Source organism: Helicobacter sp. 13S00401-1, assembly GCF_002272925.1.
Classification (GTDB): Bacteria; Campylobacterota; Campylobacteria; order Campylobacterales; family Helicobacteraceae; genus Helicobacter_I.
In genome coordinates, this window is record NZ_MLAR01000006.1 from 1 (window position 1) to 18,605 (window position 18,605).

The following is an 18,605-nucleotide window of genomic DNA, read 5'->3' on the forward strand; positions in this document are numbered from 1 at the left end:
CGTTAGCTCGCCCGTTTCGTGGTGCAAAAAAATGGAAACAAGTAAGCAGAAGTGCGAACGCCATTTTTTTGCTAGAAACGGAATTAGCGAGGCTCTCCCCTTGATTGCCGAAAAAGTACCTTTTTCGCAGGTTTTGCGGGAGTGAGGAGGGGTTAAACCCCTTTTTGGTTAAAAGAAAACATAAAAATAGTAAACAGTGTGAAAGAGAAACTGTTGGAATAAAGATTTAGCCAATCTTGTAAAAAGAGTAATCTTGCCTATGATATACGATCCATAAAAATAAAATAAACCCTAATATATCACTGATAAAGACTATATATCACTAATTAATATTTACTATTTATCCTAATGCTAATATGACCATAAAGTTTTAAAATAAAAGCTAGCTTACAAAGTGTCAACTTAAGTTGCTGCATCATGCTTGCTACACTCCTAGTAATTAAAATATAAAAACTTACTTAAATTTTATGATAAATGAGTTTTATAATAAATGCTAGGTTTGCATTTTATAACATGGTATTTATAAATTAGAAAAAAAGATAAAGATAAAATTAGGGTGTATTAAAACTATGGAATCTAAAAAGATTCCATAACTACTAAAGTCTAAAGCTAGGCTTTATATAAAAACTTAAAGGCTTACAATACTAGCAAAGTGTATCTCTAGCATCTACTATGTTGTCAAAGTATAAGATTTTATTTTTCAAGCAGTATTTTCTTGCTTCTTCCATAGTAGATCCACCCATTAAGATAGGAACTACTTTATGTTTGAATTTATTTTCAACTAAGATTTCTACAGTACCTAGAGGATCAGTCATATCTTGAGGGCTTATTATCATATAGATTAGATCTAAGCCTTCAAACTCATCTACGATTTTTAGTGTTTTTTCATATCTATCTTTTAAAGCATCCCCTATGATGTCAATTGGATTTGATCTAGGCCATACACTTGGTAAGATAGCATCTAGTTTTTTCTTATCATCTTCGCTTAACTCAAAAAGTTCTCTTCCTCTTGAAGCTATACCATCAGTTAAAACAGTTCCTGGACCACCAGCATTAGTTATGATAGCTATCTTTTTGTCGTTATGGAACATTGGTGCTAGGATTAGTGCATCTAGGTTATCTACTACATTTACACCTAAACTTTTCATAACACCTTCAAACATAGCGTAATTACCACTTAAGTTACCAGTGTGAGAAAAAGCTGCTTTTGCAGATGCTGCGCTTTTTGCAGATTTAAATAGATAAACTGGTTTTTTGCAAGCCCTTATAGCATTACATAAACTTCTACCTCTATTAACGCCTTCTACGTAAACTGATATAGCTTTACATTCAGGTGCAGAATTAAACATAGGGATAAACTCTGCAGTTCTTAAATCCATAGCATTACCAACACTTACAAGGTGAGAAAAGCCAATGCCAAGCTCATAAGCCCTATCCATTTGTGCGGCTAATACAGCACCTGATTGAGACATAAAAGATATATAGCCTGGTTTTACGTGGTCAGTTCCAAAAGTTAGGTTAAGGTGAGTTTCAGATGAGTAAAATCCTAAACAGTTAGGCCCTATAGCATTAATGTTATGTTTTTCTATAAGACGTGCTAGCTCTTCTTCTTCTGCTGCATGTCCACTTTCTTTAAAACCAGCTGTTATAACAACTAGATTTTTAAGACCTTTTTTTATTAATTGCTGTACTGTTGGTATTACAAATTTAGCAGGGATGGCGATAGCTGCTGTATCTATATTATCACAAGGGATTTCATCTACGCTTTTATAAAGTGTGTGACCAAAAAGCTTTCCGCCTTTTGCATTTACATAATAAAGATTCCCAGTAAAGTTAAGCGCATTTTTAGCTACAGCATATCCAGCTTTATCAGGCTCTGTGCTTGCACCAATTATTGCTACATTTTTATTATCTAAAAAGTTTGGTCTGTTTTCTCTTTTCATATCTTCATGATAAGTTTTAGTGCCTCTTTTTATCCTAGCATCAACTGCTACTAAACCATCTTTTGTTAGTTTTAATGGGTTTAAGTCAAGCTCTAAGATATCTTCGTTTTCTTTTAACATCTTTTGAACACTTTGTATAAAGCTAACTGCTTCTTTTAAAGTATGAGAACTTCCTCTAAATCCTTCAAAAAGTTTAGCTATCTTTGTAGTATTAAGCGCACGAACTATTTCTTCTTCAGTTGCATCACTTACAACATAGCATACATCTTTATATAACTCTAAGTAGATTCCACCCTTACCAAAAAGTATAACGTGGCCAAAAGTATTATCTTCAACACAGCCGATGTAAAGCTCTTCACCATCTATCATCTCAGTGATGATAAAGCCATCTTTAGAATCTAAAGTGATGTTGTGCTTTTTTAGATTTTCTATTATTTCTTTTCTGCCTCTTTCTAAGTCTTCATTACTTCTTAGATTTAAGACAACACCACCTACATCACTTTTATGCACGACTTTTGGAGACTGTATCTTAATAACAGCTGGAAATTTATCAAAACTGATTTTAGAATCTAAACCCACGGAGGTAGTTTTAGGAGTTCTTATGCCATATTTACCTAGAAATTCATAAAGCTGACTTTCATTCATGTCCATATTAAATCCTTCTTTTTTTTGATCTCTTGCACTTTTGCAAGACAAATATATCTTCCTTGCTCTTTACAAGCCTATTTGGTATATTTGAACGTATTTTAACGCTTTTTAAGACAATTAGGATTTAGATTAATAAGCTTTTTTTAAGAAAATGATATAAGTAGATTCCTTGAGTGGATGAAATTTGCGCACCTAAAGCCCATGAGACAGCTAGGAATCTTAAAACTCCTAACTGCTAATTTATTTTAGAAAAAATTAAAGCCTAGCTCACTTAAGTGCTACCAAGTGATCTTAACTGTTGGTTTAATAAGCCCTTTAGGTTTATCTTTCATGATAGCAAGTGCAGTTTCAATCTCACTAAAGCCACTTAGTCTATTAGTCATTAGTGGTCTTACATTTAGCTTTTTGGTTTGAAGTAGACTTGCTAAAGTCTCCATCCTATAGCGGCCTCCTGGAGTTAGTCCACCTTTTATGGTCTTGTGTCCCATACCTACGTTCCAAGAAAGACGAGGTATAGTTATAAACTCTCCTTTACCTAGATAGTTAACATTTGAGACTATACCTCCATTTTTTAAGCAATCACACGCTGCTCCTATAGTAGTTAAATCTCCACCTGCTACAAGAACTTTATCAACTCCAACGCCTTTAGTAAGCTCTATAATTTGTTCTTGGAAGGGTGCGTTTTTAAAGTTTACATAGTGGGTTGCACCATAGTGTTTATGGGCTATCTCATATCTATCATCTACTGCATCAACTGCATATATATGGCTAGCTCCCATTAAGTTAGCACCCGCTGTTGCCATAAGACCTACTGGCCCTAGACCTATAACTGCTACGCTTTCACCATGCTTTATCTCTGCGTTTTCAGCACAGTGAAATCCTGTAGTTACCATATCAGTTAAGATTACAGCATCTTCTATATCTACGCCCTCTGGAACCTTAGCTACGTTAGCATCAACGTCATTAACATGGAACTTGCTAGCAAAAACTCCATCTTTAAAGTTAGAAAATTTCCACCCGCCAAGTGCGTCACTTAGCAGTCTTCCACTGTGTTGGGCAAAGCCTCTTTGGGCATTTATAGTGCCCCAGTCTGGAGTGATAGCTGGGACTATGACTATATCTCCTGGTTTAAAATCTTTTACATCTTTACCAACTTCTAGTATCTCAGCTACGCTTTCATGACCTAAAAACATATCATGACGCTCGCCTATACCACCTTCATAAACAGTGTGTAAGTCACTAGTACAAGGAGCAACAACAACTGGACGACAGTAAGCATCTCTTGGACCAAGAGGAGTTAACTCTTTTTCGTCTTTTTCTATCCAGCCAACTGATCCGATTTTTAACATCGCAAAACCTTTAACAGTACCCATAACATATCCTTTATCTATACAATTTAGCAGTTTCTTAAATGTCTTTTAAAGATGCTTAAGCTTTTAACATCTAAACATATAGAAACTATGAATAATCTATCACTGAAAAATCTTTTTAGTAACAACACAAGCATTTTTATTAGAAATAAAATGCTTGCCTTTACTAAAAGTAACTACTATAAAAAAAGTATGTGTAAGCATTCACATTTTGAAACACTCACACCCTTCTTTGTCTTGCTACTTTTAATAAAAAGAGTAAGTTTTTATAGTGCGAACTCTCCATTAAGTTAAAGATTCTATGAAAGAAAAAAGTTAAGAAGAAGATAAACTAAGGTGTCTTTAGATCTAGTCTTTTAAGGCATATCACGCTTAAGAGATTTTAAAAATATTTCAAGTAAATCTTAGCTTTATGATACAAAGTTGCAAGAGAAAATATAAAGGTAGTAAATATTATATAAGTGTTAATTAAATGTTAATTATTCTTAATATATAATCCAAGCGTGCATTTACATACAACTAACTTGCACAAACTAACACTGCATTATTTTGTAATCACACTCCTAAAACTCTATGACTTACTTACCACAAGTCATAGGGCGTTTTTACTAACTACTTTTAGCTTTCTTAATTAACCTAAATATCCTAGCTTTTAAGCAAACTAGTATCTCTTAAACTTTAAAGATTATTTGTAACTTTTTATATAAGTAGTGTGTATATTTAACACAAAAGTTAAGTAAATATTTAATTATTATAATAAAATAAGATTCTATTAGCCAAATATCTTTAATTTTATAAATTATTAATTTGTAATAAATATCCTTAAACTTCATAAACTAGGGCATATATGTATCAATATGCTATCTTTTTAGACAAATAAAAAAAGTAAATCATTAATTAATATCTACTTAAGAATTCTTAACATATAATTCCACTGTGTTTATAGCATTTTATGTTCAGGCGCTTCTAAGAATATATTTACTGCTTTAGGCACATGGTTTTTTGGTCCTAGTTTTCAATCAGTCCTAGACTAACAGCATTAAGTACTTCTCATTAGTGCACTTCCTAGTCATTACTCCAACACGAACGGAAGTGCATTTATGTTTTTATCATTCCTTATAGCATTAACGTTGTTCTGATACCTATAACAAGGTGTCAGAAATCTAAAAAACTTAAATCCATAAAACCATACAAATATTTATTAGGCAAAAAATAGCAAAAGTGGTAAATATGTAGCCATATTTATGAACTTTTGGTTTACAATATGCAGTTTACTTAGAGCTCGGGTAGATCTTGTCCGTAAAAGTAGCATTATTTGATGCATTAGATTAGTGAAAGTAAGGTTGTTTTAAACACTTTATTTTCTTAGATTATCCTAGGAGGATATTATGTTAGATGAAAGTTCTCTCTGCCAAGCTGTAAAAGATGAGTTGTTAAAAAAGTGCTGCATAGTAAAAGAAGATGATGAAGTCTTAACTGATGCACTTAACTCTGTGGTTATAAAATACCTTCAAAACGTAGACCTTGCAACTCTGAAAAATATATCAGCTACTCAAAAAGAGCTTGACTCTCTAGTAGATGTCTTGTGTGCTGAGCTTATAAGTCAACTAGAAGAACTCATACGTAACTATAAAAGTTTTATGCATGATTTTGGTTCAACTTTAATAAAGCAAGTAGTAGACACAAGAGAAAACCACTCTAAGATTGAAGAAATAGATCTAGATAAACTAACCCCTAACTGCTAGTTTTTAAAATATAAAAAAAGCTAGGCGTTATGCCCATGCTTGCAGCCTTATGTTAAAATGCCTTTTTTGACTATACCTAGTCTTTAATATACAACTTAACCAAAGAACACCCATGAGTATAACGATAAGCAAAAAAATTCTAAACACAGTAGGAAGATGTAACGCAAAATATAAGCTAGTACAAGATGGTGATAAAGTCTTACTTGGTCTTAGTGGCGGGAAAGATTCCACACTGCTAGCTACTATCTTAAAACATATGCAACGCCATGCACCTTTTGATTTCGAGTTTTTAGCACTCACGGTAGATTACGGAAGAGGTGGGGAGCATGTTGATAACTACATACACTCACAAAACTATTGTAACTCCCTTGATATCCCTTTTAAGATTCAAAGAACAGACATTTATCAAACCTTAGAAAACTCCAAACGTGAAAATAGCATCTATTGCTCTTTTTGCTCACGCATGAGACGAGGTGAACTCTACTCTTACGCGCTTAAAAATGGCTTTAATAAAATAGCCCTTGGTCACCACTTAGATGATGCCTGTGAAAGCTTTTTTATGAATCTCACTTATAATGGCGCCTTACGATCCATGCCCCCACGCTATAAGGCTGAAAACGGCCTTGAAGTAGTGCGCCCCTTAATCTTTGTTAGAGAAAGACAGATTATAGATTTTATAGAATCTAATAAGATTTATATAGCTCCAGATTGCAATTGTCCTATTAACTGGCTTCCTGAAGATAAGCGTCCGCGTGCAAGAGCTGAAAATAAAGAGCTTTTAAAAGACTTAGAATCTAAAAATCCCAATCTTTTTAAGTCTTTAAAAAGTGCTTTTGAAAATATACATTTAAATAGTTTTTTTAATGAGGAGTATCTAGATTAGCTTTTTTTAATAGAGCAATCTAGTATTTTTATAGTTTATTAAAAAACTAGATTCTATAAAAGCTATGAGCTTTTTTTAATGCTAGTTTGATCACTCCTTACTTACAACAAAGTAGTAGTGGCATAATATAAGTTTTTAATTCATAGCGCTTAAAAACTCATCGTTATTTTTAGTATCTTTTAGCTTTGAGTAGATAAAAGTTAAGGCTTCTATATCATCCATTTGCTGCATAGTATTTCTTAGTACCCACACTTTGCTAAGCTTATCTTCACCAAGTAATAAGTTATCTTTTCTAGTACCTGACTTTAAGATATCAAAGGCTGGATATATACGTCTATCAGCGATATTTCTAGCTAATACTATTTCAGAGTTACCAGTTCCTTTAAACTCTTCAAATATAACTTCATCCATACGTGATCCAGTCTCTATAAGAGCTGTAGCTATGATGGTTAGTGAACCACCATTTTCGATATTACGTGCCGCTCCAAAGAAACGCTTTGGTTTGTGAAGTGCATTAGCATCAACTCCACCACTTAAAACCTTGCCGCTTGAAGGAGTGACTGCATTATAAGCCCTTGCCAAACGAGTTATAGAATCTAATAATATAACTACATCTTTACCTAGTTCTATACGTCTTTTTGCACGTTCTATAACTATCTCAGCCATGCGTATATGATTACTTGAAGGCATATCAAAAGTTGATGCAAAAACTTGTCCTTTAACACTTCTTTGCATATCTGAAACTTCTTCTGGTCTTTCATCTACTAATAAGACCATTAACTCAACTTCTGGATGATTATAAGAGATACCATGGGCTAGTTCTTTCATAAGCTCAGTCTTACCAGTACGTGGAGGGGCTACTATAAGGGCACGCTGACCTTTACCTATAGGAGTAAAAAGATCTAACATGCGACCTGTAACTTTTTTGTTGTTGTATTCTAACTTTAGTTGCTCAGTTGGGAAAACTGGAGTTAGGTTTTCAAAAAGTGGACGAGACTTTATCTCTTCAAAACTTACGTTATTAATACCTTCTATCTTTAAAAGGGCGTAGTACTTTTCTTGATCTTTTGGCGCGCGTACTTGACCAGTTATTATGTCACCATTTCTTAAAGCAAACTTTTGAATCTGACTTTGGCTTACATAGGTATCATGCTGGGTATCTGAAAACTTTTCATCCATACTTCTTAAAAAGCCATGACTATCATTTACTATCTCTAAGATTCCTGAGATAAGGATATATCCACCTTGTGAAACTTGGATTTTTAAAATCTCAAATATTAAATCTTGCCTTAAAAACTCATGGGGATTTTGTACACCTAGACTTTGGGCTATCTCTACTAGTGTTGAAAGGGGCTTTATCTTTAAGTCTTCCATCCTATAAGCATTAACAGGTGTATGAGTACGTTTTTCTTTAACTTCTTTTTTGTGTTTGTTTTCGTTGTTTTTTTCTTCTTGATTTTTGCCTGCAACTACTTTTTCATTCATAAAAACCCTTCTGAATTAGTACATGTTTTGGAATCGTAAAATCTCAATACCTTTTAGGAATAATATTATTAAATTTGGTAGAAAAATATTTATGCTCAATAAGACTAAATTAAAGTAAGAATTGGTTGCGGAGAATGGATTTGAACCACTGACCTTTGGGTTATGAGCCCAACGAGCTACCTGACTGCTCTACTCCGCGATAAAATAAATGGCTGGGATAAAAGGATTCGAACCTCTGAATGCCTGGACCAAAACCAGGTGCCTTACCGCTTGGCGATATCCCAACAATGATCATAATCTCGTAATTGAAAGTTGAATACTATCTTATTAAAAACTAAAAGTCAAGGAGGAAAACCCTTCTTTGTCCTAATAGAGATTCTTATAGAACTACATCATTTTATATAAGAAATTCCAATCTCCTTACATTATTGACCAGATATTTATTCCAATACTTTCTTTTTCTATATTTTCTTATCTATATATTTTTCTTCAACCAAACAAGTTATTAGATTTATAAAAAAGCAAAAAAAGAAAGTAAGGATAAGAAAGTAAGGGATAAGGTATAATTTTTTAGAGGTTGTCTACCCTAAGGGTAACAACCTTAGGGTAAATAAAAGCAATCTCCATCCACTCTAAACTTTTAGCAGAAGTTAAAAAGTGGATGTAAGGAGACTTAGCAATGTTTTTCCTTGAACTATTAGTAAAAGTTCTAGTCATTATTATAGCAGTTATTGAAATATATAAGCTACTAAGATAAAAACTAGAATTTAAGCAAGGCTTTAAAGCCTTCCCCTCTTTACAAAAAAAAGGGGGGTAATAGTTCTTAAAAAACCACTTCTTTCTTCCTTCCTTTAAAGCAAAAAGGAGAAAATATATAGAGAACTTTTTATAACTTAAACTTTTGCTTCTTTGCTTTCTAATAAAGCCGCGTACCCTGCTTGTCCTATACTTATAGAGTAATCCCCACTAGGAAGAAAGGGGAAAAATACCTCTAGTCCCCTTGTTTTAAACTGCCTTTGTATCTTCTCACAAAGCAGCATATTTAAAAACACTCCACCTCCAAAGGCTGCTTTCTTTTGCCCCATCCAAAGAGTTATATTTAAAGCGATATCAGCTAGCGTGTCTAAAAATCTATTAGCTATAAAGCATTTTTCTTTAGAATCTAAATCCTTAGCTATACCTTCAAACATCTCTTTTAAATCTATCTCATCTTTAGTTAGTTTATAGCTATAAGGACTATGCAAGAAAGTATTGCCCTTGCTAGCTAGACTTGCTATAAGCTCTCCACTTTGGCCTTCATACTCACTCACACTTACAAGACCTAGCATAAAAGCTACTACATCAAAGATCCTTCCAAGCGAACTAGATTCTATTAGATTAAGTCTTTTGTCAAATAAGGCTTCTAATATATTTTCATTTTCAAAGTTAAAGTTTTTAATCTTCACACCTAAGCTTTTAAACATAAAAAAAGTAGTCTTTTGAGCGTCTTTTATACTAGCTTCATTTCTCATTAGATAAAAATACTTAAAGTGAAAAACTCTTTTTATATCTTGCACCCTATCTAAAGACCCGCTAAAAACTTCGCCACCCCAAAGTTTTAAATCTAGCCCTAGCCCACTTCCATCCCATATAAAAGCTAGTACATTTTCATTTTTAGCGACTTTTGCTTCCATACAAAGAGCTATAAAGTGAGCATGATGATGATAGATTTCTAAAAGCTTAATATTAGATTCTAAGGCTAGGCTTTTAGCAAGCTTAGTGCTTTCATAACTAGAGTTTGCATCACAAACTAAGATAGTAGGCTTCCCAAAAAGTGCACAAAAATGCAAAAAAGTATTTCTTAAATGCTCTATATTTTCTAAACTATCAAGATTGGAGATATAAGGAGAGCTTATACATTCATCTCCTTGTAAAAATGTAAGTGAAGTCTTAGAGTGGGCGCCAAAAGCAGCTATCAAGCTTTTAGATTCTATACTTTTAAGCTTCATACTAAAAGGTGCTATCCCCCTGCTAAATCTAATCCCTCTTAAAAAATCCCCACTAATACAAACTATACTATCGTCCAAAGACTGAGTAAGCACTCTATTATAAGTTAGCACGCCATCTACTTCTAAGCCCTTTAACTCCTTAGCACTTTTAGCAATGTGTGCACCCTTAAGGTTTGCTGAAGTAAAACAAAGCACATAGTCTGGAAGAAAAGAAAAAAGCAAGCTTAAGTGCGCGCTAAAAGGTCTTGTGATAGCTAGGGTGTTATTAGGTGAGATTTCTTTTAAGATTGCTTGCATTTGTGGTGCTAGGTTTTTAAGTTTAGGGGCTATAACCATAGGCGAGCTTTGACCTAAAAGGATAGCCCTTAGTTTTAGATCTAGCCTTACTAGCTTATCTATGGTTGAAACTTCTGCCATCAAAGCTATGGGCTTAGTCTTTCTATGTTTTAAAGCCCTTAGTCTAAGCACAGATTCTAAGTTTTTAGCATCACATATTAATGCATAGCCTGTTATGCCTTTAAGTGCTAAGATCTTTCCTTCTTTTAAAAGCATGGCTGCGCGCTTTAAAATATCTAGTTCACTTTTAAAATCTAACTTTTTAGATTCTATGAGTTTAAGCTTCATCCCGCAAGTTTCACAGCTTATAAGTTCAGTGTGAAAACGCCTATCAGTTGGGCTTTCATACTCTTTTAGACATTCTTTACACATAGTAAAGTCACTCATAGTTGTAGAGCTTCTATCATAGGGAAGAGACTTTATAAGCGAGTATCTTGGACCGCATTTTGCACACGCACAAAAAGCGTAGTTAAAAAAGCGAGAGTTTGGATTTGTTGCATCTTGCATGCACCCTTTGCAAGTGGCAAAGTCAAGTGGGAGATTAAGACTAAGCTTAGTGTCTTTAATGCTTTTAAATATCTTAAAGCCTTCCCAAAAATAGCCACTTTTTAACTCTTCTAATACGGCTTTTTTATAAGGCAGTGCTTCAATGTTAAACTCTAAAACTTCAAAGTTTTTCAAAATAGATTCTATAAAGTTGTAATTTAAAGAATCTAAAAGCACGCAAGCATTTAATCCAGCATTTCTAACATAGCCTTTAAGCCCTAGCTTTTTTGCTAGGTTAAAGACAAAGGGGCGAAAACCCACTCCTTGGACACTTCCTTTAAAAGTTAAAATATAAGCATTACCTAGGTGTAAAATTGTTATGGCCTACTTTCATATTTTTTAACCCCCTCCTTGAACGCCCCTTAAATGCTAGTGTTGTTCCTTAAAACCCTTTTGTCTTAATATTCTTTTGCCTTAGTATTCCTTCCTTGGATCAGGACTTGCATAAAAGATGCCATTTTCTGGGATCATTATAGCGTTTACATCACCCATAGGAGCTTGAACACTTATAGTGTAACCCATATTTTCTAGCAATCTTTTTGTATCTGGACTAAGAGTATCTTTTTCAACGCGAAGTTCATCTGGTAGCCACTGCATATGGAATCTTGGTGCATAGATCGCTTCTGAGATATTCATATGATGATCTATAACATTACTTATAACTTGAAGCACGGTAGTTATTATCCTAGAGCCACCTGGACTTCCTACTACCATGAAGATCTTATTATCTTTTAAAACTATAGTTGGAGTCATAGAGCTAAGTGGTCTTTTATTAGGCTCTATCTCATTAGCCCTGCCACCTACTAAACCATAAACATTAGCCACGCCAGCTTTAGCTGAAAAATCATCCATGGTGTTATTTAGTAAAAAGCCTGCCCCTTCAATCGAAGCGCCACTTCCATAGGCTTCATTAATAGAGTAAGTTAAACTTACTGCATTACCAAACTTATCAGCTACTGAGTAGTGAGTGGTGTTATTACCCTCTTTTAAAATTTTAAGTTTTGCTTTTATAAGGCCCATACCAGGTTTTACATCTTTACTAGGTTTAGCACTACCTATCCTAATGCTTTCAAAAACTTTTTTAGCATACTCTTTACTATCTAACTGTGCTATAGGCATGTTTTTTACAAAGTCTGGATCACCTAAGTAAGCTGACCTATCAGCGTAAGCCTGCCTCATAGCCTCTGCCATAATGTTTATAGTGCTTGCACTATTAAAGCCAAGCTTAGAAAGATTAGCATTTTCCATAACATTAAGCATTTCTATAAGATGTACTCCTCCACTACTAGGTGGTGGCATGGAAACTATAGTGTAGCCCCTATAAGTGCCTACAACTGGCTTTCTCCATATGACTTTATAGTCTTCTAGGTCTTCTTTAGTTATAAGGCCGCCATTTTTTTCCATATCTTTTACTATTAGATCTGCAACCTTGCCTTTATAGAATCCATCCTTGCCTTCTTTTTCTATAGCTTTTAAAGTGTTGCCTAAGTCTTTTTGTATAAACTTATCCCCTGCTTGATAGTCACTCCCATCTGGCTTTAAAAAGTATCTTTTTGAACCAGCAAAGCGTAAAAACTTAGCCCTTGCAGCTTGCATACTTTTGGCTTGATGAAGTGGCATCTTATAGCCCTCTTCTGCTAGTTTGATAGCTGGCTCCATAAGTCTTTCCCTACTCATAGTCCCATACTTTTCGCGTAACTCTTCAAGACCTGCTACAGTTCCTGGAACTCCTGCACTTTGAAAGCCATCTGTACTTGCACCAGGTATAACATTACCCTTTTTATCTTGATACATCTTAGTTGTAGCTGCATTTGGGGCTGCTTCTCTAAAATCAAGGGCTAGATTTTTACCATCTTTAGTTCTTATGATAGCAAATCCCCCTCCTCCAAGGTTGCCTGCAACTGGGTGAACCACTGCTAGTGCGTAGCCTATGGCCACTGCTGCATCAAAGGCATTTCCTCCATCTTTAAGAACATCATCACCTATCTTTGTAGCAATATCTACACTACTCATAGCTATGCCATCTTTACTTTCTACAGGCGCAGGGGCTGCTGCAGAAAGCACTAGTGTAAAGCTAAGGATAAAGGCTAAAAATAAAAATGCTTTTTGTTTGAGTTTCATATGTTTCCTTTTTTGATTAGAGTTAATAAGATTGTATAGAAAATATCAGGGGATTTAAAGTTTTTTTAACAACTTTAAGGTTTTTTGGTACTTTTAGTATCGTTTTATATGACATTAACTAGTCATTTTTACACATATTAAAAGAAAAAGATTCTATATTTATATAAAAAAAGACTTGCTTAAGATAGCTTGCCGCTTTTGCTTTTTAATCTAGCTCCAACCTTTGCGCCTTCTATAATCTCTAGCTTAACTAAGCTTATATCTAGGCTTTTTATCTCAGGGTACTTTATAAAAAGCTGCTTTGAGATATCTAAAAGTGCTTCTTCTACTAAAGAGTAGCCTTTAGTTTTAAGTCTAGATTCTATGTACTCTAGCAAGGAGGCATAGTCTAGATATCTCTCTTCATACTCATACTTTATCTTAGCTTTTAGACTTAGGCCTTGAGGCTTAGTTTCACTTTCAAGTATGCCTATGATAGCTTTAAGTTTAGATTCTATAAGCAAGGTAAAAAGCACTATATCTCCTTTAAGGTTTTAGTTATTTTCTACAAAAGTCTTAAAGCCCGTAAAATTTTTATTGACCATATCTGAAGGTGTTACCCCCCCCCCCCCCAGAGGAGTTATGGAATCTAAAGTATGAACTAGTGCTTTTTGAGTTGCTTTCTTGCTTATTTTTTGTTTTTAAGGTTTCATATAGATAGTCTTCTTTTTTTAGTACGTCCCCACTTTTATAATCAAGCACTATCCAACTATCAAGCAGTAAGTCTACATTAGAGTGTATAAAGTGAAAAGGAAAAGGTGCTATAACTACTTTTGGTTCTTCTATCAAGTAAGCACCCCACCAACTAAAACTAGAATTAGCAGTGATAGCTCCCTTACAAGCCCTCATAAGCTCTAAGTCTAAGTAACCTTCATTTTCACCATGTAAGTCCATAAACTCACACTCTAAGCCTTCAAAGCCAAGTAAGCTCTTACCTTCTTCTTTAACCCAAGCTATATCATCACTAAAGATATAAAACTTAGCATCTGGAATCTTTTCTAAGGCTAACTTTATAGCACTTTTATAGTAGTTAGCCCCTAAGCTAGCATATAGTGTTATATTAGCTGGGGCTAGGTAGTCCCCACGTCTAATATGCACAAAGATAGCTTTGCTATCTTGTCTTATCTTTGTAAGTGCTTTTTGTGTCTTAGACTTTAAAGGTGCTTTAAGAACAAAGTCTTTTTTTAAACTCTCTTTTATATCTTCAAAGTAAAGCTCACTTTGAAAGTAACCAAGTAGACACTTATTAAGACAGTCTTTTATGACATTTTCATCAAACTCACCTTGAGTATAGGTTTCAGTAAGTATGGGGAGTTGTATGTAAAAAGACTTCTTTTTTGCAGTATCTTTGATGCCTATTCTTATAACAGTGCCAGTAGATAAATATATAGCCTTTCTTGTAGCTCTTAAAAAAAAGTTAGAAGAAGAAATCCTACTGCCATAGAACTTTAAGTCAAATAAGCTAAGATCTATGTTGTATTTAAATATATCAGCACTAGCTAAGTTTTCATACTCATCACAAAGCAGTATGACTTTAGTCTTCTTGATATCTAGATTATCTGAAGACTGAAGTTTATGAAGTAAACTTTTAGCAAAAGCGTAGATAAAAAACTGATTGCCAAGTCGCCCTTGCATTTTGATTTGCACTTTGTTTTTCATTTTTACTTTTTGCCTTAAAGTATTTCTGCTCTACCATCTCTCAAAACTACCAAATCTTCTATCCTTATGCCAAACTCACCTGGCAAGTAAATCCCTGGCTCTATAGAAAAGACCATATTATCTTCCAAGATAGTCTCACTTCTAGCTGTTATAAAAGGCTCTTCATGTATATCAAGTCCTATGCCATGACCTAGTGAGTGTATAAAGTACTTACCATAGCCACCTTTTTCTATGATGTCTCTAGCTATAGCATCTAGCTCGCAAGCCTTCATGCCACTTCTTGCTTTTTTAGTGGCTTCATCTTTTGCTTTCTTCACTAAATCATAAATCTTTTGATGCTCTTTTTTAGCAAAGCTTTGTTTTTCTTTAAACTTAAAACCTTCTTTTATATAAGCACTTCTAGTTCTATCACTGCAGTATCTTTCATACTTTAGCCCAGCATCTACTAATAAGCAATCTCCCTCTTTTAAAAAGACTTCCTTGCTAGGGAGGGCATGAGGTTTAGCTGCGTTACCATTAATTGCAACTATAGGGTCAAAACTTAAAGGATAGTTACCTTTATCTTCTAAAAAGCTTTTCATCTTAAACCATAAAAACTGCTCACTCAAAGGTTGGCTGCTAGCTTCACATAAAAAAGTGTTTATAAACTTTGCTAATTTTTTATAGGCCTTTTTATTAAGACTTTGAGAGTGCTTTAAAAGATCTAACTCATAAGGTGCTTTTATAGCTCTTATCTTTTGAGTAAAGTTTGGAACCTCTTTTAAACTAACTTCATCTTTTAGTCTTAGATACTCACTAGCACTCATTCTTAAAGGATCAAAAACTAGTGTTTTTATCTTTTGCTTTTTTATAAGACTTAAGGCTGTATCTAGTAAATCTTTAGATTCTATAATCTCTACGCTTTTACACTTTTTGTGCTCGCTAGCGTTTATAACCTCTTTAGCCTCTGTTGTGTATCTAGAATCAGTTATAAAATAGCCTTCATCTCCATTTTTTAAAAATAAAACATTATCACAAGAAAAGCCACTCTCACTAAAAGCCGCGCTCTCATCCCTAGTTATAAAACTTAAGTTTTTAACCTCTTTCATAGCTTTTCCTTTAAGTTAGAAATATATATTTATGTGCTTCCTCTTTTGGTAGAGGACTTAGTTTGTAAATTTCGCCGCCTAATTTTACATTATAAAGCTTGTCTTTTTCAGCCTTAGAGTAACCTAAAACTATACTGCAAGCTAGCATCTTATCTCCCTTGCTGGCATCTTTTTCCACTAAAGCTATAGGACCTACTATATCAGGCAAGCTTATATGCTCCATTAAGGAGTGAGGCAAACTTAGTTTTTTACTCTCTTCTTCATTTCTTGCAACAACACACCTTGCTCCATCTTTTAAGACTAGATAACGCCCAACTTTTAAGATACTTAAGTCATCAAAAACTATCTTTCTGTGACTTTGTAAGTCTTTCATCTTTGAAGACACTCCAAGATCTGTTAGCAAACAGCCGCCACCAGGCTTTTCATGATACTTCCAATTATACTTTTCTACAAGGCTAAGCTGTAAACTCCTACCTCTTCCACTCACATCTAGCAATCTTTCTCTATCCACCCAGCCTATCTTTTCAGGAAAACTTGGTTCTAATAACTTTGCACTCATAGGCCTAAGGATTAACTCATCTAAACTTTTTGGCTTAGAAGCATCACTTCCATCACGGCTTAATATGGAATCAAATATAGCCTCATTACTTAGCTCACTAACTAGTTTTTTAACTTGATTAAGCGCGTCTTTTCTTTGGCTTTTTGGTCTTTGTCCTAGCACTTCTCCACTTATAGCAAAGTGAGCACCAAGTTCTACCATCTTATAAAAGGCAAAGCGAAACATATTTGCATGGCAGTCTATACAAGGGTTAAAAAAACGCCCATAGCCATACTTTGGTTTAAACAGTACTTCATCAAAAAACTGTTTTTTAATATCTACTGGGACAAACTTAGCGCCAACTTGCGCGCTTGCATTTTTAAAGTACTCACTTTTATCTTTATTACTCCCAAAGCCTATGTTAAAGTTTAAAGCATAAACTTCTATACCCTGCTCGCTTAAAAGCTTCATAGCTATCATAGAATCTAGCCCACCACTAAAAAGTGCTACTGCTTTAATCTTCTTATTTTCTTTTACTGCCTCTTTTGCACTCATACTATCACTAACTCCCCACTTCTTAGTTTTGCTATCTTTTTTTGTAACTCTGTAATCTGGCTAAATCTCTCTTTTGGATCTAGCATAATATTATTTTTTAATATCTCTAAGTTTGACATAGCACAGCCTAGTAGCAAAAGTCTTAGTTGGGCTGTGAAATCTTCAAGGTTTAAAGTCTTAAGATTATCTTCAACATATAAAAAGTTAAGTGTTTTTGTATCTCTATCTTCTAAAAGAGCTTCAAAAAAGTAAGGCTCGCTAAAATTTTTAGAATCTAGATAATTAAGCCCTAACTCAAAAAGGCTAACATCTTCTTTCATAGATAAAAGGATATTTTTTTCAGCTATGGAAAGATGAGATTTTATACTTGTAGGCTCTATCTTATTTGTCTTTTTAGCACTTTGTACATTAAGTCTTTTAGGGGCTATAAGTTTAGAATCCATCCCTAAAAGCAAACTTACATAGCTTTTATATTCATTAAATAAGAAAGGATCTAGGGTGTTTAAAAAACTAAGGCACTCTTCATAAGCCTTCTTTTTTTCTACTGGATGCGAAAGATTATAGTTTTTAACTATCTCTTCTAAGACAAATCTAAAAAAGTCTTTTGAGTTTTTTATCAAACTTAAAAACTCTTCTTTCTTATTAAGGCGCATCATATCTGCTGGATCAAGACCTCCTTCTATGATGCTTACACTTCCATCAAATGAGTGCTTAGCTAGCAAACTAGCTGCGCGAAATGCCGCCTTCACACCAGCACCATCCCCATCAAAACAAAGCCTTATCTTAGAATCTAACTTTTTTAACTGAGATACATGCTGCTCATTTAAAGCTGTGCCTAGGGTTGCTACTACGTTTTTAATACCAGCTTGAAAAAGCATAATGACATCAAGATATCCTTCAGTTATGATAACTTCTCTAGCATTATAGATATAAGGCTTTGCAAGGTTATAGCCATAAAATAGTTTTGATTTGTTAAAAAGTCTACTTTGAGGAGAGTTTAGATACTTAGCTATATTTTTTTCAGCACTTAGTGTACGACCTCCAAAACCTACGACATTGCCAGTATTACTTTGTATGGGGAAAATTATGCGATTAGCAAACTTAGCATAGATTCTATCATTACCCTCAGTTATAACACCTAGTTCTAGGGCTTCACTTTTAGAAAGTTTATTAGCCTCTATAAAGTTCATAGTTTCTATACTGCTAGCACAGTAGCCTATCTTAAAAGCCTCTATGCTTTCTTCGCTAACACCTCTTTTAGTTAAGTACTCTAAAATCTCTTTATGCTTATAAATATTAGAGTGATAAAACTTAGCTAAAACACCTAAGATATCACTTAGTGGTTTATCTTTGCTAAAGCCTTCATTAGTGTACTCTAAGGTTACATTAAACATAGAAGCAAGCTTAGTTGCTGCTTCGTTAAAATCTAACTTTTCATATTCCATCAAAAAAGAGATTCCATCTCCACTTTGACCGCAGCCATAGCAGTGATAAAAGCCCTTTTCTTTGTTTATGACAAATGAAGGCGTTTTTTCATTATGAAAAGGACAAAGGGCCATATAGTTTATACCGGCTTTTTTTACTTCTATATAGTTACTTATTAGCTCTACTAAGTCTATGGAATCTTTTAGCCGCTCTAAGCTCTCTTTTTTTATCATTTT

Annotated in this window: 12 protein-coding genes and 2 tRNA genes; 2 read left to right on the forward strand and 12 right to left on the reverse strand. The window is 34.1% G+C overall.

Annotation, left to right across the window (positions count from 1 at the left end):
• Positions 1–644 precede the first annotated feature (644 nt).
• Entirely contained in the window at positions 645–2,594 is a 1,950-nt protein-coding gene (locus BKH43_RS04375; protein ID WP_253248045.1) for an acetate--CoA ligase family protein, read from the reverse strand.
• Between the two features lie 275 nt (positions 2,595–2,869).
• Complete coding sequence (locus BKH43_RS04380) at positions 2,870–3,964, reverse strand: NAD(P)-dependent alcohol dehydrogenase (protein ID WP_095228969.1); 1,095 nt, start codon at positions 3,962–3,964, stop codon at positions 2,870–2,872.
• Positions 3,965–5,349: 1,385 nt separating this feature from the next.
• Between BKH43_RS04380 and BKH43_RS04385 the strand changes: the two genes are divergently transcribed.
• Positions 5,350–5,706, forward strand: a complete 357-nt coding sequence (locus BKH43_RS04385) for a hypothetical protein (protein ID WP_095228971.1) — start codon at positions 5,350–5,352, stop codon at positions 5,704–5,706.
• A gap of 112 nt (positions 5,707–5,818) precedes the next feature.
• Positions 5,819–6,589 (forward strand): ATP-binding protein, encoded by a 771-nt coding sequence (locus BKH43_RS04390; RefSeq protein ID WP_095228973.1) that lies wholly within the window; start codon positions 5,819–5,821, stop codon positions 6,587–6,589.
• A 135-nt stretch (positions 6,590–6,724) separates the two neighbouring features.
• Here BKH43_RS04390 and rho read toward each other — a convergent pair whose 3' ends face one another.
• The 10 genes from rho to dnaG all read right to left on the reverse strand — a co-directional run bounded on the left by rho (position 6,725) and on the right by dnaG (position 18,602).
• Positions 6,725–7,963: a transcription termination factor Rho gene (rho, locus tag BKH43_RS04395; protein ID WP_253248049.1), complete on the reverse strand. Its 1,239-nt coding sequence runs from the start codon at positions 7,961–7,963 to the stop codon at positions 6,725–6,727.
• 233 nt (positions 7,964–8,196) lie between these two features.
• Positions 8,197–8,273, reverse strand: a tRNA-Met gene (locus BKH43_RS04400).
• A 10-nt stretch (positions 8,274–8,283) separates the two neighbouring features.
• Positions 8,284–8,358 (reverse strand) — tRNA-Gln (locus tag BKH43_RS04405).
• A 609-nt stretch (positions 8,359–8,967) separates the two neighbouring features.
• A complete protein-coding gene (gene hypF, locus BKH43_RS04410; RefSeq protein ID WP_095228978.1) occupies positions 8,968–11,265 on the reverse strand; it encodes a carbamoyltransferase HypF in 2,298 nt (765 codons plus the stop codon).
• A 93-nt stretch (positions 11,266–11,358) separates the two neighbouring features.
• Positions 11,359–13,065 carry a gamma-glutamyltransferase gene (ggt, locus tag BKH43_RS04415; protein ID WP_095228980.1) on the reverse strand — a complete coding sequence of 569 codons (1,707 nt, stop codon included), beginning with the start codon at positions 13,063–13,065 and terminating at the stop codon, positions 11,359–11,361.
• Between the two features lie 179 nt (positions 13,066–13,244).
• On the reverse strand, positions 13,245–13,580 hold the full coding sequence (locus tag BKH43_RS04420; RefSeq protein ID WP_172402313.1) for a hypothetical protein: 336 nt from the start codon (positions 13,578–13,580) through the stop codon (positions 13,245–13,247).
• 58 nt (positions 13,581–13,638) lie between these two features.
• The gene (locus BKH43_RS04425) at positions 13,639–14,763 is read right to left on the reverse strand and encodes an alpha-1,2-fucosyltransferase (protein WP_095228984.1); all 1,125 of its coding nucleotides are present in this window, start codon (positions 14,761–14,763) and stop codon (positions 13,639–13,641) included.
• 14 nt (positions 14,764–14,777) lie between these two features.
• Positions 14,778–15,851 (reverse strand): M24 family metallopeptidase, encoded by a 1,074-nt coding sequence (locus BKH43_RS04430; RefSeq protein WP_095228986.1) that lies wholly within the window; start codon positions 15,849–15,851, stop codon positions 14,778–14,780.
• A 10-nt stretch (positions 15,852–15,861) separates the two neighbouring features.
• Positions 15,862–16,944, reverse strand: coding sequence for an argininosuccinate synthase domain-containing protein (locus BKH43_RS04435; RefSeq protein ID WP_095228988.1), 1,083 nt, complete (start codon positions 16,942–16,944; stop codon positions 15,862–15,864).
• A complete protein-coding gene (gene dnaG / locus BKH43_RS04440; RefSeq protein ID WP_095228990.1) occupies positions 16,941–18,602 on the reverse strand; it encodes a DNA primase in 1,662 nt (553 codons plus the stop codon). The genes BKH43_RS04435 and dnaG overlap by 4 nt, the downstream gene beginning before the upstream one ends.
• Positions 18,603–18,605: the final 3 nt, after the last annotated feature.